At 72.1% G+C, this 24,501-nt stretch carries 21 protein-coding genes; 14 read left to right on the plus strand and 7 right to left on the minus strand.

What is annotated here, in order from left to right; all coding sequences use genetic code 11:
* Positions 1 to 258: 258 nt before the first annotated feature.
* Genes WME95_RS27375 through WME95_RS27390 form a run of 4 tightly spaced genes read left to right on the plus strand, consistent with a single transcriptional unit; the run spans position 259 to position 7,022 of the window.
* Positions 259 to 1,107: an urea amidolyase associated protein UAAP1 gene (locus tag WME95_RS27375; RefSeq protein ID WP_437902326.1), complete on the plus strand. Its 849-nt coding sequence runs from the start codon at positions 259 to 261 to the stop codon at positions 1,105 to 1,107.
* Positions 1,104 to 1,778, plus strand: a complete 675-nt coding sequence (locus WME95_RS27380) for an urea amidolyase associated protein UAAP2 (RefSeq protein WP_437322925.1) — start codon at positions 1,104 to 1,106, stop codon at positions 1,776 to 1,778. Before WME95_RS27375 ends, WME95_RS27380 begins: the two co-directional genes overlap by 4 nt.
* Positions 1,775 to 5,464: an urea carboxylase gene (gene uca / locus WME95_RS27385; protein WP_437902327.1), complete on the plus strand. Its 3,690-nt coding sequence runs from the start codon at positions 1,775 to 1,777 to the stop codon at positions 5,462 to 5,464. Before WME95_RS27380 ends, uca begins: the two co-directional genes overlap by 4 nt.
* On the plus strand, positions 5,457 to 7,022 hold the full coding sequence (locus tag WME95_RS27390; RefSeq protein ID WP_437902328.1) for an APC family permease: 1,566 nt from the start codon (positions 5,457 to 5,459) through the stop codon (positions 7,020 to 7,022). The genes uca and WME95_RS27390 overlap by 8 nt, the downstream gene beginning before the upstream one ends.
* A gap of 77 nt (positions 7,023 to 7,099) precedes the next feature.
* Here the strand turns inward: WME95_RS27390 and WME95_RS27395 are convergent, their stop codons facing one another.
* Together WME95_RS27395 and ssuD are read right to left on the minus strand one after the other, a co-directional pair.
* Positions 7,100 to 8,695, minus strand: coding sequence for a hypothetical protein (locus WME95_RS27395; protein ID WP_437902329.1), 1,596 nt, complete (start codon positions 8,693 to 8,695; stop codon positions 7,100 to 7,102).
* 510 nt (positions 8,696 to 9,205) lie between these two features.
* Positions 9,206 to 10,345: an FMNH2-dependent alkanesulfonate monooxygenase gene (gene ssuD / locus WME95_RS27400; RefSeq protein ID WP_437902330.1), complete on the minus strand. Its 1,140-nt coding sequence runs from the start codon at positions 10,343 to 10,345 to the stop codon at positions 9,206 to 9,208.
* Positions 10,346 to 10,347: 2 nt separating this feature from the next.
* Here ssuD and WME95_RS27405 point away from each other — a divergent pair, with 2 nt between their 5' ends.
* The 4 genes from WME95_RS27405 to WME95_RS27420 all read left to right on the plus strand — a co-directional run bounded on the left by WME95_RS27405 (position 10,348) and on the right by WME95_RS27420 (position 12,656).
* Positions 10,348 to 10,512 (plus strand): hypothetical protein, encoded by a 165-nt coding sequence (locus tag WME95_RS27405; RefSeq protein ID WP_437902331.1) that lies wholly within the window; start codon positions 10,348 to 10,350, stop codon positions 10,510 to 10,512.
* A 568-nt stretch (positions 10,513 to 11,080) separates the two neighbouring features.
* Positions 11,081 to 11,818, plus strand: coding sequence for an ABC transporter permease subunit (locus tag WME95_RS27410; protein WP_437902332.1), 738 nt, complete (start codon positions 11,081 to 11,083; stop codon positions 11,816 to 11,818).
* A 4-nt stretch (positions 11,819 to 11,822) separates the two neighbouring features.
* Complete coding sequence (locus WME95_RS27415) at positions 11,823 to 12,200, plus strand: ATP-binding cassette domain-containing protein (RefSeq protein WP_437902333.1); 378 nt, start codon at positions 11,823 to 11,825, stop codon at positions 12,198 to 12,200.
* 75 nt (positions 12,201 to 12,275) lie between these two features.
* Positions 12,276 to 12,656, plus strand: coding sequence for a hypothetical protein (locus WME95_RS27420; protein ID WP_437902334.1), 381 nt, complete (start codon positions 12,276 to 12,278; stop codon positions 12,654 to 12,656).
* Between the two features lie 84 nt (positions 12,657 to 12,740).
* Here WME95_RS27420 and WME95_RS27425 read toward each other — a convergent pair whose 3' ends face one another.
* Positions 12,741 to 13,433, minus strand: coding sequence for a hypothetical protein (locus tag WME95_RS27425; RefSeq protein WP_437902335.1), 693 nt, complete (start codon positions 13,431 to 13,433; stop codon positions 12,741 to 12,743).
* Between the two features lie 403 nt (positions 13,434 to 13,836).
* On the opposite strand from WME95_RS27425, the gene WME95_RS27430 reads away from it, so the two are divergent.
* Positions 13,837 to 15,468, plus strand: a complete 1,632-nt coding sequence (locus WME95_RS27430; protein WP_437902336.1) for a hypothetical protein — start codon at positions 13,837 to 13,839, stop codon at positions 15,466 to 15,468.
* A 334-nt stretch (positions 15,469 to 15,802) separates the two neighbouring features.
* Complete coding sequence (locus tag WME95_RS27435) at positions 15,803 to 16,981, plus strand: DUF6688 family protein (RefSeq protein ID WP_437902337.1); 1,179 nt, start codon at positions 15,803 to 15,805, stop codon at positions 16,979 to 16,981.
* A gap of 457 nt (positions 16,982 to 17,438) precedes the next feature.
* On the opposite strand, the gene WME95_RS27440 is transcribed toward WME95_RS27435, so the two are convergent.
* On the minus strand, positions 17,439 to 18,359 hold the full coding sequence (locus WME95_RS27440; protein ID WP_437902338.1) for a transposase: 921 nt from the start codon (positions 18,357 to 18,359) through the stop codon (positions 17,439 to 17,441).
* Between the two features lie 297 nt (positions 18,360 to 18,656).
* On the opposite strand from WME95_RS27440, the gene WME95_RS27445 reads away from it, so the two are divergent.
* The 4 genes from WME95_RS27445 to WME95_RS27460 are packed head-to-tail and all read left to right on the plus strand — an operon-like array spanning position 18,657 to position 21,400.
* Positions 18,657 to 19,760: a DUF6055 domain-containing protein gene (locus tag WME95_RS27445; protein ID WP_437902339.1), complete on the plus strand. Its 1,104-nt coding sequence runs from the start codon at positions 18,657 to 18,659 to the stop codon at positions 19,758 to 19,760.
* Positions 19,757 to 20,347, plus strand: a complete 591-nt coding sequence (locus WME95_RS27450) for a DUF6055 domain-containing protein (RefSeq protein ID WP_437902340.1) — start codon at positions 19,757 to 19,759, stop codon at positions 20,345 to 20,347. The genes WME95_RS27445 and WME95_RS27450 overlap by 4 nt, the downstream gene beginning before the upstream one ends.
* On the plus strand, positions 20,344 to 20,688 hold the full coding sequence (locus WME95_RS27455; protein WP_437902341.1) for a hypothetical protein: 345 nt from the start codon (positions 20,344 to 20,346) through the stop codon (positions 20,686 to 20,688). The genes WME95_RS27450 and WME95_RS27455 overlap by 4 nt, the downstream gene beginning before the upstream one ends.
* A 7-nt stretch (positions 20,689 to 20,695) precedes the next feature.
* Positions 20,696 to 21,400, plus strand: a complete 705-nt coding sequence (locus WME95_RS27460) for a CTP synthase C-terminal region-related (seleno)protein (RefSeq protein WP_437902342.1) — start codon at positions 20,696 to 20,698, stop codon at positions 21,398 to 21,400.
* 58 nt (positions 21,401 to 21,458) lie between these two features.
* On the opposite strand, the gene WME95_RS27465 is transcribed toward WME95_RS27460, so the two are convergent.
* From WME95_RS27465 to WME95_RS27475, 3 genes are read right to left on the minus strand one after another with little or no spacing between them, the layout of a single operon-like run.
* Complete coding sequence (locus tag WME95_RS27465; protein WP_437902343.1) at positions 21,459 to 23,189, minus strand: hypothetical protein; 1,731 nt, start codon at positions 23,187 to 23,189, stop codon at positions 21,459 to 21,461.
* Positions 23,186 to 23,578 (minus strand): DUF4150 domain-containing protein, encoded by a 393-nt coding sequence (locus WME95_RS27470; RefSeq protein WP_012237562.1) that lies wholly within the window; start codon positions 23,576 to 23,578, stop codon positions 23,186 to 23,188. Before WME95_RS27470 ends, WME95_RS27465 begins: the two co-directional genes overlap by 4 nt.
* Before the next feature lie 52 nt (positions 23,579 to 23,630).
* On the minus strand, positions 23,631 to 24,356 hold the full coding sequence (locus WME95_RS27475; protein WP_437902344.1) for a DUF3540 domain-containing protein: 726 nt from the start codon (positions 24,354 to 24,356) through the stop codon (positions 23,631 to 23,633).
* Positions 24,357 to 24,501: the final 145 nt, after the last annotated feature.

The following is a 24,501-nucleotide window of genomic DNA, read 5'->3' on the forward strand; positions in this document are numbered from 1 at the left end:
CCATCACGCAGCCGCGCGATCGCCGTCGCGCCCTCATGCCGCCTCGCCCTCCCGCGCGTCAATCGGCTCCGCGCTCGCCCCCCTGCGCCATCCGCTCTTCATCACCCAATCCACCACCCACACCGTCACCGAGAAAATTCACCGCTTCCGGGAAAAAGCGCTCGCGCCCTGCATTTTACCCTCGCGAAACAGCCTGGAAACCCTGGCCCCGGATAGTCGGCACGTAGTTTCGATTGTCTATCGAAAGTGAGGCGGGCAATGTCTGAAACGGCCACAACGTACGCCGCGCGCGAGCACGCGCGCGCTCAGGAAGGCAGCGTCGTCGAGACGCGACCCACCGTGCCGAGCACGTCGATCGGCGATCCGCCGGCGGGCGTCGAAGCGCGCGACGTCCTCTGGGAGGAGACCCTCGGCGCCGGCGGTTACGCGGCGCGCACGCTCCCCGTCGGCAGCCGGCTCCGGTTCGTCGACCTCGAGGGCGACACCTGCGTCGCCCTCGTGCTCCACCGCGCGGATCGCCCCATCGAGCGGCTCTGCCTCCCCGACACCGTGAAGCTCCAGTGGCAGGCCTATCCCGGCCCCGGCTACCTGCTCCTCTCGGACATGGGGCGTGTCCTCGCCTCCCTCCTCGAGGACACCGCGGGCCGCCACGACACCTTCTGCGGCACCTCGCTCCCTGCCGAGATCGAGTCCCGCCATGGCAGCGACGCCCACGGCGGCGCCCTCCGCGCCGGCCGCGAGCGGCTCCTCCTCGCCCTCGCCAAGCACGGCCTCGCCGAGCGGGATCTGCCCACGGCCATCAACCTCTTCAAGGGCGTCCGCATCGAGGCCGACGGCGCCATCACCTTCCTGCCCGACTCCTCCCGGCCGGGCGCCCACGTGCTGCTCCGCGCCGAGCAGGACGTCCTCGTCAGCGTCGCCGTCGTGCCGCACCGCCTCGACCCGCGCCCGACCTACCGCGCCGGCAAGGTCCGCCTGACCGCGTGGCGCGGCCGCCCCGCCGCCGACGACGACCCCGTGCGCAACGCCACCCCCGAGGCGCGCCGCGCCTTCGAGAACACCGCCGAGGAGCTCGCGCTCGGCCTCCGGGCAGGAGGCGCGCGATGAGCCCCGCCGCCACCCCCGGGAAGCCGGTCGCCGCCCTGCGCGACCCCGCCCTCGCCGGCCTGTCCGGCGCCCTCGTCTCCGACGAGATCGTCCCGGCCCGCGCGCCGTGGGCCAGGATCGTCCGCGCCGGCGAGATCCTCCGCGTCATCGACCTCGAGGGCAACCAGGCCGTCGACTTCCTCGCCTACGTCCTCGCCGACACCGCCGAGCGCTACAGCGCCGCCGACACGATCGTCGCCCAGCGCAACATCTTCCTCACCACAGGCGCGCGGCTCCGCTCCAACCGCGGCCGCGTGATGATGACCGTCACCGACGACAGCTGCGGCCGCCACGACACCTCGGGCGGCGCCTGCTCGTGCGAGTCGAACACCGTCCGCTACGGCCACCACACCAAGCACCAGCACGCCTGCGTCGAGAACTTCCTCCTCGCCGCCGCGCCCTACGGCCTCGGGAAGCGCGACCTCGTCGGCAACATCAACTGGTTCATGAACGTGCCCGTCGAGGCCGACGGCACCCTCGGCATCGTCGACGGCCTCTCCGCGCCCGGCAAGCACGTCGATCTCCGGGCCGAGCTCGACCTGCTGCTGCTCGTCTCGAACTGCCCGCAGATCAACAACCCCTGCAACGCGTTCAACCCGACCCCGATCCGCGCGGTGGTGGTGCGGCCATGAGCGCCATGGCCCCGCCCTTCCGCCGCGTCCTCGTCGCCAACCGCGGCGAGATCGCGTGCCGGATCCTCCGCACCCTCAAGCGCCTCGGCGTCGCGTCGGTCGCCGTGTTCTCCGACGCCGACCGCGCCGCCCTCCACGTGCGGCTCGCCGACCACGCCGTCCGCCTCGGCGGCCAGACCCCCGCCGAGAGCTACCTCCGCATCGACGCCGTGCTCGACGCAGCCCGCCGCGCCGGCGCCGACGCGATCCACCCAGGTTACGGTTTCCTCAGCGAATCCGAGGGCTTTGCGCGCGCCGTCGAGGACGCGGGCATCGTCTTCATCGGCCCGACGCCGGGCCAGATGGAGGCCTTCGGGAGCAAGCACCGGGCGCGGGAGATCGCCGTCGAGGCGGGCGTGCCGCTCCTGCCGGGCACCGGCGTGCTCCGGGACGCGGACCACGCCGCCGCCGAGGCCGCGGCCATCGGCTACCCCGTGCTGCTCAAGGCGAGCGCCGGGGGCGGCGGCATCGGCATGGCCCGCTGCGACGGGCCGGCGGAGCTCCCGGCCGCGTTCGAGCGGGTCCAGCGCCTCGCCCGCTCGAACTTCGGCTCGGGCGAGGTGTTCCTCGAGCGCTTCCTCGCCGCGCCCCGGCACGTCGAGGTCCAGATCGCCGGCGATGGCCGCGGGAACGTGCTCGTCCTCGGCGATCGCGACTGCTCGGTCCAGCGCCGCAACCAGAAGGTCCTCGAGGAGGCGCCCGCGCCCGACCTGCCGCCGCGGCTGCGCTCCGCCCTCGCGGAGTCGGCCCGCGCCCTCGCCGCGAAGGTCGCCTACCGCAACGTGGGTACGGTCGAGTTCCTCGTCGATCCGGCCCGCGCCGAGCACTACTTCCTCGAGGTCAACACGCGCCTCCAGGTCGAGCACGGCGTGACCGAGCTCTGCGCCGGCGTCGACCTCGTGGAGTGGATGCTGCGCATCGCCGCGGGCGACACCGCGTTCTTCGCCGGCGGCGACCCGGCGCTCCGCGGCCACGCGATCGAGGCCCGCCTCTACGCCGAGGACCCGGCGCGGGGCTTCCTGCCGAGCGCGGGCCTGCTCACCGAGGTTCGCACTCCCGAGGGCGGGGGCGTGCGGGTGCGCGTCGACGGATGGGTCGAGACCGGCACCGAGGTCTCCGCGCTCTACGATCCGCTGCTCGCCAAGCTCCTCGTGCACGGCGCGGACCGGGCCGCGGCCGTCGCGGCGCTGCGCGCCGCCGTCGAGGAGACCCGGATCGGCGGGATCGAGACCAACCGCGAGTGGGTCGCGGTCGCGCTCGATCACCCCGATTTCCGCGGCGTCCGGCACCACACGGGCACGTTCGCGTCGCTGCCGTTCCGCCCGCCGACGATCGAGGTGACCGCCTCGCCGGGCGCGGTGACCGTGCAGGACTGGCCCGGGCGCCTCGGCCTGTGGTCGATCGGCGTCCCGCCGAGCGGGCCGATGGACGACCTGTCGTTCCGGCTCGGCAACCGCGTCGTGGGCAACCTGGGTGGCGCCGCGGGGCTCGAGTGCGAGGTGCACGGACCCACGCTGGTCTTCCACCGGCACGCCGTCGTGTGCGCCGCGGGCGCCGCGATGCGCGTGCTGGTCAACGGCACCGAGGTTGCGCCGTGGACACCGGTCGAGGTCGCGCCGGGCGCCATCGTGGCCTGCGGGCCGGTGCGGGGGCCGGGCGCGCGCGCCTACCTGCTCGTCCGCGGCGGCTTCGACGTGCCGGCGCACCTCGGCAGCCGCGCCACGTTCACCCTCGGCGGCTTCGGCGGCCACGCCGGCAGGCCGCTCCGCCCCGGCGACGTGCTGCGCCTCGGCGAGGAGGTCGACCCCTCCCTCGACCCCGGCGCGCTGCCGCCCGAGGCCCGGCCGGAGATCCGCAGATCCTGGGAGCTCGCCGTGCTCGACGGCCCGCACGGCGCGCCGGACTTCCTCACGCGCGACGGGATCGAGCAGCTCTACGAGGCCGAGTGGGAGGTCCACTACCACTCGGCCCGCACCGGCGTCCGCCTCGTCGGGCCCGCGCCGAAATGGGCGCGCACCGACGGCGGCGAGGCCGGGCTGCACCCGTCGAACCTCCACGACAACGCCTACGGCATCGGCGCTGTCGACCTCACCGGCGACATGCCTGTCATCCTCGGCCCCGACGGCCCGAGCCTGGGCGGGTTCGTGTGTCCGCTCACCGTCGCTGCGGCCGAGCGGTGGAAGCTCGGCCAGCTGAGCGCCGGGGACAAGGTGCGGTTCCGGTCGATCGTGCCCGCGGAGGCCGACGCGCTGGCGCAGCGGTGCGAGGCGCTCGTGGCCCTGCGCGGCGCAGCCACGAACGGCGCAGCCACGAACGGCCCAACCACGGTCGCGGCGAAAGCTGCGGTGGCGCCCGCGCCGCGGCGACCGCGCGGCGAGCCCGTGCTGGGGCGCGTGCCGGCGCGCGACGACCGCCCCGCGGTGGTCTTCCGCCAGAGCGGCGATCGCTACGTGCTCGTCGAGTTCGGCCCGCCGGTGCTCGACATCGACCTGCGCGTGCGCGCGCACCTGCTCATGGCGCGGCTCGAGGAGCTCCGCCTACCCGGCGTCGTCGACCTGACGCCCGGCATCCGCTCCCTCCAGGTGCACGTCGACGGCGCGCGCCTCACCGTGGCCAAGGCCCTCGACCTGCTCCGCGAGGTCGAGGCCGACCTGCCCGCCCAGGCCGAGGTCCGGATCCCGAGCCGCGTCGTCCACATGCCCCTCAGCTGGGACGACCCGGCGACGCGCGAGGCGATCGAGCGCTACATGCGCGCCGTCCGCGACGACGCGCCCTGGTGCCCGAGCAACCTGGAGTTCATCCGCCGGGTCAACGGGCTGCCCGACATCGCGGCGGTCCAGGAGCTCTTCCTCGCGGCGAGCTACCTCGTGCTCGGCCTCGGCGACGTGTACCTCGGCGCGCCGGTCGCGACGCCGCTCGATCCGCGCCACCGGATGGTCACCACCAAGTACAACCCGGCGCGCACGTGGACGCCCGAGAACGCCGTCGGCATCGGCGGCGCGTACCTGTGCATCTACGGCATGGAGGGGCCGGGCGGGTACCAGTTCCTCGGCCGCACGGTGCCGGTCTGGAGCCGCCACCGGCCGTTCCGGCAGACCACGCGCGAGCGGCCCTGGCTCCTGCGCTTCTTCGACCAGCTCCGCTTCCACCTCGTGTCGGCGGAGGAGCTGCTCGAGCTCCGCGCCGACATGGTGGCCGGGCGCGGCGAGGTGCGCATCGAGGAGACCACGTTCGACCTGGGCGAGCACCACCGCTTCCTGGCCGAGAACGCCGGGCCCATCCGCGCGGCGCAGGCGCGGCAGCGGGCGGCGTTCGACGCCGAGCGCGCCCGCTGGGAGGCGGACGGCGAGTTCGACCGCGTGCGCCGCGCGGGCGCCCGGCTCGAGGGCGCGCAGGCCGCCGCCGACGACGCCATCCCCGCCGGGGTGCTGCCGGTGACGGCGCCGCTCACCGCGTGCGTGTGGAAGGTCGACGTGGCCGAAGGGCAGCGCGTCGAGGCGGGCCAGCGCCTGGCCGTGCTCGAGGCGATGAAGATGGAGTTCCCCGTGGTGGCCGACGTGGCCGGAGCGGTCGGCTGGATCGGCTGCCGCCCGGGCCAGATGGTCAGCGCGGGCCAGCCGCTCGTGGGGGTGTCGGCCGATGCGTGACCCCATCTCGACCGCCGCGCCGGCCTCTGCGCCGGCCGCGGAAGATCGCGGCGACGCCGAGGACCTCGCCCGCCTCGGCTACCGCCAGGAGCTCCGGCGGGACCTGGGCAGCCTGTCCGCCTTCGCCGCGGGCTTCTCGTACGTCTCGATCCTCACGACGGTCTTCCAGCTCTTCGTGATCGGGTACGCCTTCGGCGGGACCCGGTTCTTCTGGACGTGGCCGGTCGTCTTCCTCGGCCAGCTCGCCGTCGCGCTCAACCTCGCCGAGATGGGCTCGCGCTACCCGGTCGCCGGCTCGGTGTACCCGTGGGGCCGCCGCGTCTGGGGCGGCGCGCCGGGGTGGCTCGCGGGCTGGCTGAAGCTCGTCGGCGACGTCGTGAGCGTCGCCGCGGCGGCCATCGCGCTGCAAGCGATCTTGCCGAGCATTTGGAGCGGGTTCCAGCTCCTTGGAGGCGACCCGTCGCTCACGTCGCGCGACGGCGCCGCGAACGCCGTGCTGCTCGGCGCGGGGCTCATCGTGCTGACGACGGCGATCAACATGGCCGGGGTCAAGGTGATGGCCTGGGTCAACGACGTCGGCGTGATGGCGGAGCTCGGCGGCGTCGCGCTGCTGCTCGTGGCGCTGTTCCTGAGCGCGGTGCGCGGCCCGGGCGTGGTGCTGGAGCCCATCTACGGCCCGCCGTCGTCGCTGGGCACGGGGGTGGCGGGCCTGCTCGCGGCCGCGCTGATGCCGGCGTACGTGCTGTACGGCTTCGACTCGGCTGGCTCGCTGGCCGAGGAGACCCAGAACCCCCGGCGGATCGTCCCGCGGGCGATCCTGAAGGCCGTCGTGGCCTCCGGGGTGGGCGGCGCGCTGCTCCTCGTCGCGGCGCTGATGGCCGCGCCGAGCCTGACCGACGGCCGCCTGGCCACGGAGGGCCTGGCCTATGTGGTCGTCGGCGCGCTCGGCCCGGCGCTGGGCAAGGTCTTCCTCGTCGACGTGGCGCTGGCCGTGTGCGTCTGCACGCTGGCGATCCAGACCGGCGCCTCGCGCCTGGCCTTCTCGATGGCGCGGGACGGCGCGCTGCCGTGCGCGCCGGCGCTGTCGCGCGTGTCGCCGCGCACGAAGACGCCCGTCGCCCCGGCGATCGTTGTCGGCGCGCTCGCGAGCGGCATGCTCGTCGTGAACTACGGCGAGGCGCAGCTGTTCGTGCTCATCACGGAGACGGCGGTGCTCCTCGTGAACCTCTCGTACCTGGTCGTGACGGCGGGGATGCTCCTCCGCCGGCTGCGCCGGTGGCCGGGCCTCGCCGGGGCGCCGGCCGGGGTGTTCTCCCTAGGCCGCGCCGGTCTCGCGCTGAACGCCGCGGCCGTGGCCTGGGGGGTCGCGCTCATCGCGAACATCGCCTGGCCGCGACCCGACGGCGCCGAGGCGACGTGGATGGAGTACTTCCCGGTGCTCGGGGTCGCCGCCACGCTCGTGGTCGGGCTCGGGGTGTTCGTCGCGACGCAGCGGCCGGGAGGAGAGCGGGTTGCCATCGGTCAGCCCGGAGAGCGCTCGGCCTCGCTGACCTCCTGAGGCGGGCTGTTCCGGCGGCGAGCTCGAGCGGACCTGAGCGGAGGCCGCCGGAAGCGCCGAGAGGGGCGAGAGCGCGATCAGGGAGCGGGCGTCACGCTGAGCGCGCCCGAGGCGCTGAGGGACGCCTTGTAGTTCCCGGGCGCCGGATAGGTGATGCGGAACCCTGCGAGGTCGGGCGAGAGGGTCTTCGTCTGGCCCGACGCCTGCGTGCCGCCGGCCGGCACCCAGTACTGGGTGCACGGATCCCACTGCCCGGCGGTGTGCGTCTGGACGAGCGTGCAGACGTCTCCACCATTCTGGGTCGCGATGCTCTGGCTGACCTGGTACGTGAGCACGAGAGCGCCGTCGTCCTCCGTGAGTTTGGTCGCTGCGTTCATCGAGGTCGTGTCGGTCGCGCCGCACTTCAGGTACCAGTGGCTGGGCGCGTCGGCGCATGCGGGGATCGGCGCGGCCGCCGTGCCGCGGGTCACCTTGACCGTCGCCTCGGACGGCGAGACCCCGAGCAACGAGATGGCCAGATCCGCGTCGCGATCGACGAACGTATGACCCCAGGGGAGCGCCTCGCGCGAGGCGTCCGCCTGAAGATGAGCGTAGTCGATGATCGGCCACGAGGGCGTCATGTTGACGATGCCCGTCGGGCTCCCCTCCAGCGGGCCTCGGTGCACGAGGATTCCGCGAGCGACCGGCGCGTTCGCCGTGAACCCATCGTCCCTGTCGGGGCCGACACGATAAAGGTCGAAGCCGATCGGCTGACGATACTCAACCTGGTACGTCTCGTCCCCGCCGGGGATGGGGATGACGAGCCTCTGCACGCCGTCCGAAGGCTCCTCGATCGGCTCGACGCTGACGATGGTCGGCCCGCTCGCGCTCACGGTCGCCGTGTTTTCCGGATCGAACCAGCCGAACAGCGCCTTCTCCGGAGCACTGTAGTGCATGTACCCCCCACCCAGCGAGCTGAACGAGTCTCCCATATCCTGGACGCAGCTCGTGTTCCCCGCGTTGAGCTGGCCGGGGTTGGCGCACGGAGGCACATTGGGCTGCGCGCAGCTCGTGCTCATCGACACCCAGTTGCCAGCGCTGTCGGCGCAATTCAGCACATTGGCGTGACCCAGGCCCATGCTGTGTCCCAGCTCGTGCGCATAGGTGCCAGAGTTGGTGGGACCGGGAAACCACGTTTGGGAGCCCGCGGAATAAGCTCCGGCACAGCCCGCCGGAAACTCGTTAAAAAAGTGCATCGTGTTATCGTAGTTGGCCTCGACGTAGCCCCCCAAATTCGCGGCCGCTTCCCTACCCAGCTCCGCGTAGTGCGCTAGCTGATCGCAGTCTGCGGGATCCGCGTTGATCGTGTACCAGCCGTAATAGTCCCCATTGGGGTTGTTGTGACCTGTCAGGTGCATCTTCCCATAGGAGGCCTCGATGAAGAAGTTGTTGACCGAATCCGCGTTGTTGAACAGGCGGTCCCGCACGTCATCGAGGGTGTACGTCGGAGCCGGGCGATTCTTGAATCGGATGAAGATCGCCGCGACCTTGAAGCCGCCGACGACAGCCGGCTGCTGGACGGCGGAGATCGACTCGACCTCCTCCGCCTCACCCTCCGTCGCGGTGGCGCACGCGGAGAGCGCGAGGAAGAGAGCAAGAAACCCGCTGCGATGGGTGAACGAGACGTTGCGCATTGTACCTCTGTGGTGTCGAAAAGAGCGCGTGACAGTGCCGGACGCGAGCGTGCATGGAGTCAAGGACTCCAGACCTCGAACCCACGCGCAGGCTCGGAGCTCACGACGTGACGATCGGCCGAGCCGCCTTCGAGGGAGTCCTCGAAGGCAGCGGGCCCGGGGGAAGGTCCAGACGCTTCGGGGCCGTCAAGCCCCGGCCGCGGGACCTGCGTGGACCGGGTTCATCGAACCCTCTTCTGCTCACTGGATGCGGCCAGGCCCGGTCGCCCTTCACGAAATCGTGACGGCCCCGCCGATTCCCGGACGAAGCCACCGCGCAGGGGCGCCGCGGTCCCGTCCCGGACCGCCAGGCCGCGCAACGCGTTCATCGAGGGCCCCGACCCGGCCCTCCTCGATGCCTTTGCGTCGTGCGTCGAGAGGGCGATGAGCGACCTCGATCTGCTACGGCGCGCCCTCGACGACGCCGACCCCGAGGAGCTCGAATGACGTCTCGGCGCGGGGCCTTCCGCCTCAGCTCTGCGATCGGTGCGGGACGATGTCGTTGGCGATGATCTCGCCGAACGGCCCCGTGAGGTTCGGGCGGACGCCTGCGGTCCTCCGCTCGACGGGGAGCCGCGGGAAGAGCAGCTCGGCGACCCGATAGGCCTCTTCGAGGTGCGGGTACCCCGACAGGATGAACGTCTCGATCCCGAGCTCCGCGTACTCCTTCATGCGGCGCGCGACCGTCTCCGCGTCGCCCACGAGCGCCGTCCCGGCGCCGCCGCGCACGAGGCCGACGCCGGCCCAGAGGTTCGGGCTCACCTCGAGGGCGTCGCGCCGCCCCTTGTGCAGCGCCGCCATGCGCCGTTGCCCCTCGGAGTCGAGGCGCCCGAAGGCCTGCTGCGCCGCGGCGATGGTGCTGTCGTCGAGGTGCCGGATCAGGTCGTTCGCGGCGGCCCACGCCGCCTCGGCCGTCTCGCGGACGATGACGTGCAGGCGGATCCCGAAGCGCACGGTGCGCTGCTCCGCGGCCGCGCGGCGGCGCATGTCCGCGATCTTCTCGGCCACGGCGGCCGGAGGCTCTCCCCAGGTCAGATAAACGTCGACGTGGCGCGCCGCGAGCGCGTGCGCCGCGGGCGACGACCCCCCGAAGTAGAGCGGCGGGTGCGGCGCCTGGAGCGGCGGAAAGAGGATCTTCGCGCCCTTCACGCGCAGGTGCTGCCCCGTGAAGTCGACCGTCTCGCCGGCCATGACGCGCCGCCAGATGCCGAGGAACTCGTCGGTGACGACGTAGCGCTCGTCGTGCTTCAGGAAGACGCCGTCCCCCTCGGACTCGGCCGGATCGCCGCCGGTCACGACGTTGACGAGCAGGCGGCCGTCGGACAGGCGATCGACCGTGGACGCCATGCGGGCGGCCCACGTGGGCGAGACGACGCCCGGCCGCACGGCGACGAGGAAGCGAAGCCGCTGCGTCAGCGGGATCATGGCCGACGCGACCGCCCAGGCGTCCTCGCACGATCGCCCGGTGGGGACCAGCACGCCGTGATAGCCGAGGTCGTCGGCGGCCTGCGCGATCTGACGAAGATAAGGGAGCGTGACGGGGCGCGCGCCCTCGGCGGTGCCAAGGTAGCGGCCGTCCCCGTGCGTCGGGAGAAACCAGAAGACGTTCATCGATGGAGAAGCTCCTCGCCCGTGAGTCGCCGGGTCAGGCGCGCGAGAGCACGATCCGCACCGCGCGCCGCCGCGCGCTGGAGCCCGCGGCGCCAAGGGACCTCGCCGGGCAGGCCGCCGCGACGCCGCTGCGCCCCCAGCAACATCAACTGCTGATCGACTGCTGATTTAGCAGCAGTCGACCGCTCCTCCATGGGTGCTCCCCCGCGGAGCGCCACGCCTCGACCTGGCACAGCGGCTGCTGGACCGAGGTTTACGCTACGCATCCGCCATAGATGCAATTTTACATCATAATACCATCCTTACGCGCTGACGTGGGTTGTAGAGGAGGCGAAAGAGCCCTCATGATCAGGTACATCTCGTTCACGACGGTCCGCTCCGCGCTGCTGGGCTGCGCAGCTCTCTCGAGCTTGTTGCTGCTCGGGTGCGGCCGCGACGGCGGCGAGGCGGGCGCCACGGGCGAGAAGGCGGCGAACGCCGGGCAGGCGGCCGAGGACACGCGGGCGGCGGTGGTGGTGCGGCTGGGGTACCAGAAGATCGGCACGCCGTTTCTCCTCAAGGAGCGCGCGGAGGCCCTGACGAAGGCGCTCGAGGCGAGGAACGCCCGCGCCGAGTGGGTCGAGTTTCAGGCCGGTCCTCCGCTGCTCGAGGCGATGCGCGCGGGCGCCGTGGACGTCGGCCACGTCGGCGAGACGCCGCCGGTGTTCGCGCAGGCGGGCGGCGTGCCCTTCGTCTATGCCGCCAGCGACGCGCCGGCGCCCAGGGCTGTCGCGGCTGCAGATCATCCCGCAGAGCCTGCTGCCGTCGCCGGTCGAGGTGCTCGTGGCCGCCTCGAACGCCACGAGGAGCGGCGATCTGCCCGCGCACCTCGGCGTGAGCGCGCTGCGGGCGGTGGGCGGGCTCGTCGTCGGCGCGGCCGTCGGGCTCGCGCTCGGCCTCGGCACGGGGCTCTCGCGCCCGCTGCAGCTGGTCATCGACGGGCCGCTGCAGATGCTCCGGGCGATCCCCGCGCTGGCGCTCGTGCCGCTCGTGATCCTGTGGTTCGGGCTCGGCGAGACCGCGAAGCTCTTCATCGTCGCGATCACGGTGCTGTTCCCCGTCTACCTGAACACGTTCCACGGCGTGCGCAGCGTGGATCCGCAGCTCATCGAGATGGCGCAGGTCTATGACGTGCGGGGGTTCGCGCTCTACCGCGAGGTCATCTTCCCTGGCGCGCTCCCCTCGATCCTCGTGGGTCTGCGCTTTGCGCTCGGGCTCTCGTGGCTCGTGCTCATCGTCGCGGAGACGCTCGGCGCGAGCCAGGGCCTCGGCTATGTCGCGATGAACGCCCGCGAGTTCATGCAGATGGATCTCCTGGTGCTCACGATCGTGCTCTGGGCCATCCTCGGCAAGCTGGCCGACTCGCTGGCGCGGTGGCTCGAGCGCCGGCTCCTGCCGTGGCAGCCGCCGCTGCAGCGGCTCGAGGCGAGGTGAGCGAATGAGCGGTTCGGGCGATCAGACCGCCGGCGCGCGTGTCGTGCTGGAGCAGGTCGACAAGCGGTACGGCGACCGGCTCGCGCTCTCGGGCATCGAGCTCGACATCCGCCCTGGCGAGTTCGTGACGATCGTCGGGCGGAGCGGCTCGGGCAAGAGCACGCTGCTCCGCGTCCTGTGCGGCCTCGAGCAGCCGACGCGCGGCGCGGCGCGCGTCCTGGCCTCGAGGGAGGTCGCGGCGCGCGAGGCGGTGCGCGTCGTCTTCCAGGAGCCCCGGCTGCTGCCCTGGCGCACGGTGCTGGAGAACACGTGCATCGGCGGGCCGAGAGGGCGCGACGCGCGCGCGACGTGCTCGACCGGGTCGGGCTCGGAGATCGGCTGAACGACTACCCGGGCGTGCTCTCGGGAGGTCAGCGGCAGCGGGTCGCCCTCGCGCGCGCTCGTCCACGACCCGAAGGTGCTGCTGCTCGACGAGCCGTTCGGCGCGCTCGACGCCCTGACGCGGATCGGGGCGCAACGCCTCGTCGAGTCGCTGTGGGCGCAGCGCCGCTTCACGGCCATCCTGGTGACGCACGACGTGGAGGAGGCGGTCCTGCTCGGAGATCGCGTGCTGGTGTTCGACGAGGGGCGCATCGTGGAGAGCGTCGCGGTGGATCTGCCGCGCCCACGGGCCAGGGAGGTCCCGGAGGTCGGCCGCCTCGCCGGCGTGCTCCTCGACGCGATCTTCAGGAGATCCCCGGAAGAAGCAGGGCTGTCACGGCGCGCCTCGCGCGTGGACGCCGCCCTGCATGCGACGACCCTCTTGGCTCCCACCGGCCTCGGGGTCGCTCGCCATTGACTGGATCCCTCGCTCCGACGCCACAGGCCCCGAAGGAGCGTTCGCACCTTCGAGCTATTTCCGGACGTCGGGCAATCGTGCAGCCTAATATGCCTTCGGCCGGTCTCCCTTGGCCGTCCGGCGCACAAGCTTCATCCGCTCGATTCCCCGGGGCTCGAACACGAGCGTCTCGGTCCAAGCCCAGGACTTGCCGCCGGGCCCCGTCGTGCCGGCAGCGTCGTAGTCGACGGTCGTGCGCGTGCCGACGGTGGAGAAATTGAGCTCGACGAGGACCTCCTGTTGATATGCTGCATCCGGCTTCTGCGAACACCTGCTCGGCATGTCTTCCTGGAACCAGCGGCGCAGAAAATCTCGGTGTTTGTCCTCGCACTGATAGCCAAAGCCCAGGGCCGAGGTATACGGGCAGTCCAGGTGACCTCTCGCGTCGTCGGCCGGCAGCTCGGCCCACTCGCAGTGGCTCACGAGCTCGGCCGACACATACCCGACGGCGGCGCGCTCGGCCTCCGAGAGGCACGCGACAACGTCCTTGGCGACGACCGGCGTGCAACACCCCTCCGTCCAGTACAGCTTCGTGGGTCGGTCGTGCGGGGTGCACGACGGCGCATCGACGGTGGCGCTCGGTGCGGGCGCCGGCGGCGGCGTCGCGGAGGGTTGCGGGGCGGCGATCGACGCTTGGATGGGGAGCGATGTCTGGGCGGGCGCTCCGGACGAGCGCTCTCGCGTGCACGCCGCGACGCACGCTGCCGTGACCAGGATGGCAAAGCGCCTTCGCTCCACGGTGGTCCGTGGGGCGCACGCGCCCGTCACGTCGCCTGCACGCCCAACGTCGGTGAGCCGTGGCGAGGAGCGGGCGCCGCCTGCAGCTCGTCCGGCGCACAGGCTCGCGGGGCTCGGCGTTCGCGGTGTGCGCACGGGTCCAGCTCAGCAGATGGCCGAGGCGATGGCCAGCGGGGCCCATGGCGACCGCCCGCCTGGTGATCCCCGTCGGGGGGCCTGGTAAAGGTGGCCCAGGTGACCCTCCCTGCATGATGGCTTCGCGGCTCGCGCTCCTCCCCCTCCCGCTCCTCGTGGCTTCGTGTGGTCCCGCCGCCGGGTCGGCCCCCGCGGCGCTCGCGCCGGCCTGGGTCGCCATCCCCCCGCCCCGCTGGAAGCGCCCGCGCGCGCCGCGAGCGCGCCGGCCGTGGATCCCTCGGCTCCGCTGGCGTTGCCGATCGCCGCCATCCCGCCGGCAACCTGGGTCGAGCCGCCCCTGGGAGAGCAGGAGCGGGCCAGGGCCGGTCGGGACCCGTTCCGCGAGCACACCGAGATCGCCCTCGGCGAGCACGTGGCGATCTTCGCCGCGAAGGGAGGCGGCGCCGACCCTGCGGGCGGAGCGTTCGCGGTCGACGAGAAGCTCGGCGTCGTCGGCCCACTGAAGCTGCCCGCAGGCTTCACCTGGGTTGGGGTCGGCGGCCCGCAGATCGACGCGCTCTATGCGGCCACGCCGGAGGGCGCGCTCCACCGTGCCGCCGGCGTCCGCGATGCGCTGAGGGCGGACGGCTTCGAGCCGCGCGGCAGCGTGCCTGGCGCGACGGCCTGGGACGCCGCCGGCGCCCTCATCGCGGCCGCGGCCGGAGAGCGCGTCAGCGTCTCCGCCGACGAGGGCCGCAGCTTCACCTCGGCCGTCGTCGCGCCTGGCAAGGCGGTGCGCGCGGTGCTCGTGCGACCCGACGGCGTGCTCGCGGCCGTGGTCCAGGCGCCGGCGCGTGGTCAGCAGCCGGTGGCGCCCGACACGTTCCTCTCGCTGGATCGCGGGCAGACCTGGAAGCGATCTGCGTTCCAGCCGCGATCGATGGAGCGCGCAGGATCCTGGATCTGGAACGGCAATGCGAACTGCCCCGCCGTGCTGAGCCGCGACGGCCAAGCGTGGACCAGGACCGCTGCTGCGTCCTTATATACCGCGTCCTTGTACGCCCGACCCACGTTGGGCATCGCGCTGCACCTCTCCCCCGCGATCCGCGTCATCGAGGCCGGCTCGTTCCGCTCATCCGTCGCCCCGCCAGCGCCCGAGCCGCCCCGGCGCGGCGACACCGCGATCGGGCGGGAGCCGCGGTGCAAAAGCGACGACGGGGGCGTCGTGGGCGGTATCGGACTCATGGGCGCGGCTGGCGTCTCGTGCGGAGGCGCGCTCTGCCTGCTCGAAAGCGCCACGCCGCGGCCACAGCCGACACGCACACAAATCGCGACGTTCGGCGACGGGATCTGCGAACCAACGAGCGCGCGACCGCCCGGCAGCGCCTGCGCCGCGCACCTCAGGCGGCCACCGACGTTCGCGGTCGTCGACCACATCGCGAGCACCGTGATGCCAGTCGCGGCGCCTGAGGGGTGCCCGCAGCTGGTCGCGCTGCACAACGCGGCCGGCATCGGCGTGCTGATCTGCCGCGGAAGCGGCGGGGGCGCGACCCTCTTCGTGCGGGGCGCGCAAGGTGCATGGCACGCGGAAGGGAGCCAGGCGACCCCGGCCGAGGCGCTCAAGTGGATCGCCGCGGCGCAGGATGGCACGCTGCTCCTGCTCGAGCCGGCGCTCCCCCTGGCGCGCGACGTGGAGGTCTCCCAGGACCTGACGCTGATGGAGATGCGGGACGGGCAGGTGCGGTTCCGCGTGCGTCCAAATCCTGCGCCGGACGTCAAAGGAAGGGTGGGGCTCCCGCCCCCCGAACCCCGGGATCCGCGCTGGCACGTGCTGACCCACGGCGGCGAGCTCGTGCTGGAGACGCCCTCCAGGCCGAAGCCTCCGACCGAAGGCCGCCGGATCGGCCCCGCGGGGCGCTAGCGCCGCGTCCCGCGGTCCATCGCGTCGCGGGAACCATCGCGGGACATCGCGGGACGCAACCACGTCACGAGCGATGCGCGTCGCGGGACCCAACCACGCCACGGGCCATGGGCCGTCGCGGGACCCAACCACGTCACGGCGATGGGCACGCGCGCTCCACCTCGCAGGATGGATCTCCTGGGACTGGAGCCGTTAGCATGGTGGACGCATGCCGCAGCAGCCACCGACCGAGCCGCAGCAGTCACCGCCCGGGCCACAGCAGTCACCGACCGGACCGCAGCAGCCACCGACCGAGCGGCCCTTCTCACTGACAGACGGTGCCCTCGCCGCGTTGGTGGCCACCGGCTACGGCGTTCCGGCGCTCGCGGCGCTGCTCTTCGGCGCGGGACAGCTCGTCCGACTCGATGCCGCGATCTTCGCCGCCGGAGCGCTCGGGCTGGCCGGTTGGATCGGCCTGACCGTATGGACATACCGCGCGATACGACGCCGGGGGCGCGACCCCTTCCAGGTGGCGGCCGAGGTGCTCACGCTGCTCCTCCTGCCCGCCTGGGGCCTGGCGTACAGCCATGATGCCCCCGGGACGTGCACTGTCTCGGCATGCGACGCCGGCACCACGGCGTTCCGGCCGCTCGCCGAGCCGGAAGTCCACGGCCTGATCGCGCTGCACGCCCTCACCGCGCTCGCCTATGTCGTGTCACGGCGCCGGAAAGAAGCGCTGCCTGGCCCTGCAGAGCTCGTCGTCCATGCAGCGCTGCTCGTCGGAATTGCGCTCCACGTCCTGCTGGCGGTGCACTTCGGCCCCTGGGTCGCGGCCGGCCTGCTCGTGCCGCCGCTGCTCCTGCCGTGCGTAGCGCCGGTGTTCACTGTCGTCTTCTATTCCGCCGAGCTGCGCGCTCGCCTCTTGAGGCGGGGCGTCGAGGCCAGCGCGCCCGCTCCGTTGGCCGCTGCCGATCCCGCCTATCGCGCGGGGCCGCCGCAAGTCCCGCTCCCGCCGCGGCCCGCGATTCACCGACCCACGTTGTGGCGCGCCCTCGCGGCTTCCCCGCTGCTGCTCGGGGTTCACGCCGTCCTGCACGCGGCCTGGCTGGGACATCCGGCAGCCGCCCTCCAGGTCTTCACCCGCACATGCGGGTACACGCTGTCGCAGCTCCCGATCGTGAAGCTGCCCGGTGATTGCCACTACTTGTGCACCGTCGCTGCGCGCGGCCACGCCTGGCTTGTGCGCCCGATCCGGCTCGGACGGCGGGGCGGCACGCCGATCCTCGTCAATCGCCAGCTCGCCATCGCCAACGCCTTCGAGGATCTGCTGCACGAGCGCTGGCCGCGCTTCGGCCGCGCGGCGCGCCAGCTCTACGACCGGATGGGGCTGCCCGTGAGCCGATACATCGGCGCCGCTTGGGCTGCGGATCTCGTCTATCTCGCGATGAAGCCGCTGGAGTGGGCGTTCTACCTAACGCTCCTGCTGCTCGACCCGCGCACCCCCGAAGAGCGGATCGACCGTATGTACAGGTGAGAGCGGCCCAGCGGCCCAGCGGCCCGCCCCACCCCCGACCGACCCAGGTTGAGCCATCATCACCCGACCGACCCGCAGCACGACCCACCCGGGTTGAGCCATCGAACGGGTTGAGCCATCGAACGAAAGCGTACGCAAGAGAAAACTCGACCCGGGTTGTCGGTCACCGGATCTGCGCGCCCCCAATCCATAAATGACCGGGGTTGATTCAATCGCTTCGCCTCACCTATCGACCCATCAGCGCCGCCCTGTCAGTCAGAGCCTATCTAAAGTCACCGCTCCAATCGCCGCATACGCACTCGACCCGGCATACCCCACTCTTGGGCGTACGCGCAGCGCCAGACAAGCGCTCCGCCCGCTCCGGCTTTTCCAGACGGACGTCCTCCACGACACGACAACAACGCGCCGAACCCGTTCCCGCGCTTCTCGCATCGCGGAGAACGGCGCCATGCGGTATCTACACCACGAGCCTGAGGTCCGTCACGCTGGCGCCGTGGAACGTGCGCATCCACCAGGTTCCCGCCGGGAACACCACACCGCGTACCCCGGCGCGCCACCGTTCAAGCGCCGCGCGGTACGACGCACGAAACGCCCGCACCGCAGCACCAGCGATTCGCCGTGCATCACCCTGCTCGCGGCCAACGGCGAAGGTCGGATTACGTTCGCCCAGCGCCTCGAAGCTCGTGACGCGCTCGTACGGGGAGATCTTGCTGACTCGCTCAGCACCAAGAAAGCGACGCCCTTGCCGCTGCAGCGCCGCATGGGCCTGCGCCTCCTGTTCCTTGAGCGCGGCGGCGACCAAGTGCCGAAAGTCATCGATGCCGTCCTGCTCGACCGCCGGTGGCAGCGCGAGAGGCAGCATCACTTCCTCGGGCCACTGTGGATTTTCCGGATCAAGATACGCCACAGGACGCGCCGCATGCAGCACGCCGCAGCCGAGCTCTCTCACATCGACTTTCGCCCCCGGCCACTCACGCGCATGCCGGACGAGGCCAGCGGCCACAGGGTTCGCGAGCACGTAGGCGATCTTCTCCACGACTGCAGCGCGCGTCAGGAGGCGCACAACGCTCGTGGCTTCGTGGTCCCATACCGGTCCCTCCCACGCGCGAAGCACCTTGGTTCCGAGCGCCACAATGCGATGAAAGAACTGCAAGAAGCGCGGCAGGACGCCATTCACATCCGTCACGACCAGGTGTAGATGGGTTGACATCGCGCAGAACGCGTGTACTTCGATCCGGAAGCGACGGGCCGAGACCGCGAGGGCGTAGACCAAGAGCTGGGTGATCGCTGCGTCGGGGCGCAAGAGCAGGTGCCGACGCAAGACGCGACGGGTGATCATATAGGTAGCGCCGGGCGAGATCTCGCGGGGGTGGCTCATGGCCCGTCCGTATCAACAAACGCTGTGCCAGAGATTGTAGTCAATCATTTCGAGCACTTGCCACGCCCCACACGTGGCGATCACTGCGCCAGAGGTGGCGACCGCCATGCCGTCTTCCACCTCGGATGTTATTTTCACCACCTCCAGACATCGCAGCCCATCCCCTTCCACCAACCTCTCCCCCATCCAATCCAAACCCAACCTAGGTTAAGATTTGGGAGCAAATCTAGGTCGGGTCTTGGAACGACCTGCGTCGAGTCTCCGATCTGGGTCGGGCCTTCGGGTCCAATCTGGATCATGTCTCAACCTGGGTCGGTCTGTAGTTCCGCGCTCCTCGCGGCGTGCGGTCAGGCTTCGGAGGAACCTGCTCCGGGATCAGGGTCCGGCGGCGGCACGACGGCGACCTCAGGGACGGCGACGTCAGGCGCAGCCAGCACCGGCAGCACCAGCAGCACCAGCAGCGCCGGCGGCACCGGTGAATCGACGGCCGAGGCGGCGGGAACCGGCGGCTCGACCGGGGCTGCAAGCGGCAACCCTGGCGCCTGCGAGCAGGGCACGACGAGCACGGCGTGGGCGACGAGCTGCCAGACCGCGGGGGCCAGCTGCACGGCAGGCACCTGGAGGGCGCCGCGCGACGGCGGCGAGACGCGCGCGCCGCTGCGCCACGAGTCGGCGCACTTCGCCTTCTACTGGCCCGAGGGGACGGACATCGACCTGAGCCAGGCGGAGGAGGCGGCGGACACGCTCGAGAGCATCTGGAGCGGGTACTTCGGCAGTCCCATCTTCTTCCCCGAGCCGTACTGCAGATCAGCGGACAAGTGGAAGGCCGCGGTCCATTTCGACAACAGCTTCCCGCTCTGGGGCGGCGGGTGGAGCCGCAACGGCGTCAACTACACGGGGATGTGGATCGGCCCCGACGCCGCCCGCGACCCGTGGGGGCTCGCGCATGAGTTCATGCACGGCGTGCAGTCGACGACGCAGGCGTTCCCCGATTGCGGCGGCGACGGCTGCTGGATCTTCGAGAGCCACGCGAACTGGATGCCGCATCAGATAGGGCGGGACAACGTGCACTGCTCGGACATGCTGCCGAACATGCCGCACCTCTACTACGGCAACACCCGGAATCGCTATTGCAACTGGCAGTTCTTCGAGTTCCTGAAGGACAAGCACTGCTACAGCGCCGTCAACGACATGTGGGCCTACGAGGCGCCGCGCGGCCAAGGGGACCCATGGCAGAAGCTCATGCTGAGCCGTGGCTGGGACCTCGAGCGGCTCAACGACGAGTTCGGCGAGTGGGCGATGCACAACATCACCTGGGACTACAAGGACCCTCCGCCCACGGACGGAGGCGATCCCTCCGGCGTGTATCGACGAAATACGGCTCGATCGAGGCCGACATGACGTCGAACGGCCGCACCGATCGCCGGCTTCGTCTCACGCGCCTCGAGGCGCTCGACGCGGACTGGGCTCAGAATCGCCGCTTCGTCTCGCCGTATCACTGGGCACCGCAGCGCTGGGGTTACAACGTCGTGCGCCTGCACCCGAAATCGGACGCGACCAGCGTGCGCGTTGTGTTCCGGGGCGTGACGCAGGCTGGCGCCGACTCCGGCTGGCGCTGGGGCCTCGTCGCGACGGACCCGGAGCTGACCACATCGCGCTACAGCCCTCTGCAGCGCGGGAGCGACGGCGAAATGGACTTCTGCGTCAGCCCCGGCGGGCAACGTCTACCTGGTCGTGGTCGCGACGCCGAATACCAGAAGCTGGTCTGGACGAAGCCGTCGGACGGGCCAGCGTACCCGTCGATCTATCGCTATCCGTACATGGTGGAGCTCGTCGGAGCGTGGCCCGCCGGCTTTCAGGACGGTCAGCTCGATGCGTGTCCGCGGGGCACGACGAGGCACGCGAACGGCGGCGGCTGCGCGCCCGCGGGCACGCCGTCGAGCGTCTACGTCGGTCCTTACGCGACCATCCCCTCGGCGGAGAGGTGAGCGGCGACGTCCGCGTCGAGGATCACGCGACCATCGTCAACGGCGTTATCTCCGGCGGCCGTGTCGGCGCGCTCAGCCTGGTCGGGCAACGCGGCTCGGGCATCCAGGCGCGCGGGTTCAACGTGAGCGGCTCGGCGAACGTGCAGACCACCTTCTACCCGCTCGGCTGGTTCGGCGATGGCCAGTCCGTCTCCGGAACAGCAAAGCTGCTCGGGGATGTCGAGTTCGTCGCCACATCGAAATCGAGCAACACGTTCTACGGGTTCGTCCCCGCCGACTGGGCGGGCGTCTCGACGGTCACCGAGGTGACGACCGCGCCGCCGTACACCTGGCGGCGCTGAGGCTACGATGCAGACGATGCTTCATGTTGGGCTCATCGGTGACCACGACGACGCCGTGACGGCCCACCGGGCCATCCCGGTGGCGCTGCGGCTGGCGGGAGAGGCGCTATCCGTGCCGCTCTCCTTTGAATGGGTGCCGACCGAGGAGGTGACCGACGCCTCGCGGGTGGCTCGTTACGACGCCCTGTGGTGCGTTCCGGCGAGCCCGTACCGGAGCATGGATGGCGCGCTGCGCGCGATCCGCTTCGCCCGCGAGCAGCGGCGCCCGTTCCTCGGCACCTGCGGGGGCTTCCAGCACGCGGTCGTCGAGTACGCGCGCCATGCGCTGGGCTGGTCGGACGCCGAGCACGCGGAGACCGCGCCGGAGGCGCAGCGCGCGGTGATCGCGCCGCTTGCGTGCTCGCTGGTGGAGGCCACCGGCACGATTCGCTTCAACGCCGGAACCCGCATCGCGCGGGCGTACGGCCGCCCTGAGGCCACGGAAGGATATCGGTGCCGCTACGGCCTGAACCCGGAGTTCCGGGCCGCGCTGGTCTCGGGCCCGCTGCGCATCGGCGCCGAGGACGACGCCGGCGACGTGCGCGCCGTGGAGCTCGACGGCCATCCGTTCTTCGTCGCCACGCTGTTCCAGCCGGAGCGCGCCGCGCTCGCCGGTCGGCTGCCGCCGCTCGTGGCCGAGCTCATCCGAGCCTGCTCGAGCGCCGCCGGCTGAACGCCGGCGCCGCTTCACGAGGTGTTCCTGCGAGGCGCTGCGCGTGCGGCGCCGGCGTTCAGCGCGATTGCAGGAAGTACCTGCGCGCGGCCTCGCAGAGCTCGGGCCAGCGCTGGGCAAGGGCGGGATCTGCTGCGAAGCGGCCTGCCCAGAAGGCGTCGAGCGAGGCGCGCGCCGCGGGGGTCGGCACCCCGTAGCGTGCGTTCGTGCTCTCCACGTAGGCGGGGTACAGCTCGCACGCGACGACGAGCCCGGCGTACTGGTTGAGCGTGAGCGAGGGTGGCGGGCGCGCGCTGAGCGGGTCGCTCACGCTCCCGGGGGCCGGCGTGGAGGCGGGCGGGACACTCGGCGTGGCGGCCGGCAGCGCGCTCGGCGCGGCGACCAGCGGCGCGCTCGGCGCGGCGACCAGCGGCGCGCTCGGCGCGGCGGCCGGCGGCGCGCCCGACGCGGCGGCCGGCGGCACGCTCGGCGCGGCGACCAGCGGCGCGCTCGGCGTGGCGACCAGCGGCGCGCTCGGCGCGGCGACCGGCGGCGCACTCGACGCAGCGACCGGCAACGGGCTCGCCGTGGCAGCGGCCTGCGCGCTCGGCGTGGCCGCAACGGAATGACGCTCGTCGTGGAGCGGCACCGCCGCGGAGTGGTGCGCGGGCGCCGGACCAGGCTCGCGCACCGGCTGTCCATCGGGGCTGGCGACGGGCTGAAACGGCAGCGCCGAGTCGAAACGAGCGACGGACGGCCGAGGGCGCTCTTCGGAGGCCACCGGGATGAAGGGCAGCGCCGAGTCGATGACCCGCGGCGAATCGGGGAGCGTCTTGCTCAGGGGCTTCGACTCCGCGCCGCTCACCGGCGGGTCCGTCCGAGGAACCGACGCAGGCGCGGGAACAGGCACGATCGCGGGCTGGGTGACGGATTGGGGTGCAGGTGTGGACGCAGGCGCCGGAGGGGGCTCGGGCGCGGCCACAGGTGCGGGCGCGGCCACAGGTGCGGGCGCGGCCACAGATGCGGGCGCGGCCACAGGTACTGCCATCGGTGCCAGCGTGGGTGCTGCGATCGGCGCGGGCACACCGAGCGGCGCCGGCCCAGGCACCGCCGTTGACCCCAGCACCGCCATCGGCGCGGGCATCGGCGCCGGCATCGGCGCCGCCGGCGCCGCCATCGGCGCTGCCGCCGGCACGAAGGGCAGCCCCCCGCCCAGGCGAGACAGCGGCCCCTGCGCCTCGACCAGCGCCGGCGCGCTCGTCGTCGCGGTGACCTCCTCCGCTTCATGCTTCGCCGCGGTCGGCGGCACGAAGGGCAGCCCCCCGCCCAGGCGAGACAGCGGCCCCTGCGCCTCGACCAGCGCCGGCGCGCCCGTCGTCGCGGCGGCCTCCTCCGCCGCGCGCTTCGCCGCCGCCTCGTCCTCCGCGCGCTGCGCCGCGGCCCGCTTCGCCTCCGCCAGCCGCTCGTCGAGCGCCCTGTGCGCGTCCTTCAGCACGACAAGCGCCTCGGCGCTCTCGCCCTCCGGACCGAGGACGCGGCCGATCGCCAGGAGCATCTCTCGCGCGGCGCGCAGCGCCGCCTCGTCCGCCGCGCGGCCGGGCAGGTGCCGCCTGGCGAACGCCGTGAGCTCGTCGTCCTCGCATCGAGCGAGATCCGCGAGCCGGGCCGCCACGCGGCGCCGATCCGGATCGACGCTGCTGCCCGTCGGCCTGCGCATCGCCGCGTCGAGCTTCGCGAGCGCCTCGGTCAGCGTGCTCTTCTCCGGCGCCGTCCCTGAATCCGTGGCGGACCCCTTGCTCGCGACCCTCACGGCGCGAGCACGAGGACGGTGGTGACGCTCGGTACGATGGCCATGCCCGGCGCGTTCGTGCTGTTCTGGATCGAGATGCTCGTCAGGCGCGTCATGGGCGCGCAGCCGACGATCACCGTGAAGGCCGCCGTCACGTTGCGCGACGGGCCCATCACCATCCCGGACGCGACGCCGAGCGCGACGCCCGGGTTGTCCCCCATCGTGAGCGGCGCGACCGTCAGCATGTTGTGCGCCGGCGCGCAGGTGACGAGCACGTTCGGCACGAAGAGCACGCTCATCGGATGGAGCGAGATGTTCGGGTACGGGATCGGCACCGGGGCCGGCGTCGGGGTCAGGCACACGTCCGGGAACGCCAGGCACATCCCCCCTGCGGTCGTCTTCGCGAGCATCGCTTCACCCCTCGTCGTTGCTGGCGCCCGCGGCCTCGCGCGGCGCGCCCCTTCAGCCGATCTTGACCTGCTCGCCGTCGAGCTTCGCGAGCGTCCGCGCGGCGACGATCGTGTTCTCCCCACGCACCGCCGCGAGGCCCTCCGCGCGGAGATCGAAGACGCCCGCGCGCACCTGCTCGAGCGCCTCGACGAAGCGGAACGCCTGCTTCGCGCGCTGGACGAGCCGGTCGGCGCGCGTTTCCATGCGCTCGGCGACGACGACGGCCTTCTGGAAGTGCGCCTCGAGCGACCGGCCGACGAGCCCGATCTCCTCGATCGCCGCCGCCGCCGCCTGCGCGCGGATCTGGAGCTTGCCCGCGAACAGCCCGACCTCCCTGGCGGCGGCGATCTCGATCTGGTCGCCGGCGCCGAGCCCGAGCCGCCCCGTCGCCTGCACCTTCATATCGCCCTCGGCGACGATCCGCGTCGTCGCGCCCGCCTCGCCCTCCAGCACCGCGAGGACGAAGACTTGCTCGCCCTCCACCGCGCAGAGCACCCGATCCCCCGCGTCCGGCGCGACGAGGCAGCTCTTCGCGCGCCGCGCCGCGACCGGCCCGCCGCCGAGCTCGACAACGAGCCCCGACGCCGTGCCCCGGACGACGCCCGTCTCCAGCGACGGCACCCGTCGCGGCGAGGGCGACCGCTCGATCGCCGGCAGATCCACCGCGGCCAGGAGGTCGTCCTGCGCGCTGTCGTCGTGTGCCACCGTCAGGGGCTCGCGGGCCGCCATGCTCTGCATCTCGGGTCTCCTCGGCCTGGATCCGCCCGGTCAGGACGTGCGCGCCGCAACGCTAGTTTCGACGATTTCACGGCAAAAATCAATGGATTTCGTGGAACGCGGCCTCGCCCCAGGGCGCACTCGTGTCTCGTGGTTCCGCGCGGCG

This window comes from Sorangium sp. So ce327, assembly GCF_051530205.1.
Classification (GTDB): domain Bacteria; phylum Myxococcota_A; class Polyangia; order Polyangiales; family Polyangiaceae; genus Sorangium; species Sorangium cellulosum_B.

Coding starts and splice junctions, on each gene's coding strand:
- WME95_RS27375 (WP_437902326.1), top strand. CDS start 259: ATGTCTGAAACGGCCACAACGTACGCCGCGCGCGAGCACGCGCGCGCT.
- WME95_RS27380 (WP_437322925.1), top strand. CDS start 1,104: ATGAGCCCCGCCGCCACCCCCGGGAAGCCGGTCGCCGCCCTGCGCGAC.
- uca (WP_437902327.1), top strand. CDS start 1,775: ATGAGCGCCATGGCCCCGCCCTTCCGCCGCGTCCTCGTCGCCAACCGC.
- WME95_RS27390 (WP_437902328.1), top strand. CDS start 5,457: ATGCGTGACCCCATCTCGACCGCCGCGCCGGCCTCTGCGCCGGCCGCG.
- WME95_RS27395 (WP_437902329.1), bottom strand. CDS start 8,695: ATGCGCAACGTCTCGTTCACCCATCGCAGCGGGTTTCTTGCTCTCTTC.
- ssuD (WP_437902330.1), bottom strand. CDS start 10,345: ATGAACGTCTTCTGGTTTCTCCCGACGCACGGGGACGGCCGCTACCTT.
- WME95_RS27405 (WP_437902331.1), top strand. CDS start 10,348: ATGGAGAAGCTCCTCGCCCGTGAGTCGCCGGGTCAGGCGCGCGAGAGC.
- WME95_RS27410 (WP_437902332.1), top strand. CDS start 11,081: ATGCCGCCAGCGACGCGCCGGCGCCCAGGGCTGTCGCGGCTGCAGATC.
- WME95_RS27415 (WP_437902333.1), top strand. CDS start 11,823: ATGAGCGGTTCGGGCGATCAGACCGCCGGCGCGCGTGTCGTGCTGGAG.
- WME95_RS27440 (WP_437902338.1), bottom strand. CDS start 18,359: ATGAGCCACCCCCGCGAGATCTCGCCCGGCGCTACCTATATGATCACC.
- WME95_RS27445 (WP_437902339.1), top strand. CDS start 18,657: ATGTCTCAACCTGGGTCGGTCTGTAGTTCCGCGCTCCTCGCGGCGTGC.
- WME95_RS27450 (WP_437902340.1), top strand. CDS start 19,757: ATGACGTCGAACGGCCGCACCGATCGCCGGCTTCGTCTCACGCGCCTC.
- WME95_RS27460 (WP_437902342.1), top strand. CDS start 20,696: ATGCAGACGATGCTTCATGTTGGGCTCATCGGTGACCACGACGACGCC.
- WME95_RS27470 (WP_012237562.1), bottom strand. CDS start 23,578: ATGCTCGCGAAGACGACCGCAGGGGGGATGTGCCTGGCGTTCCCGGAC.
- WME95_RS27475 (WP_437902344.1), bottom strand. CDS start 24,356: ATGCAGAGCATGGCGGCCCGCGAGCCCCTGACGGTGGCACACGACGAC.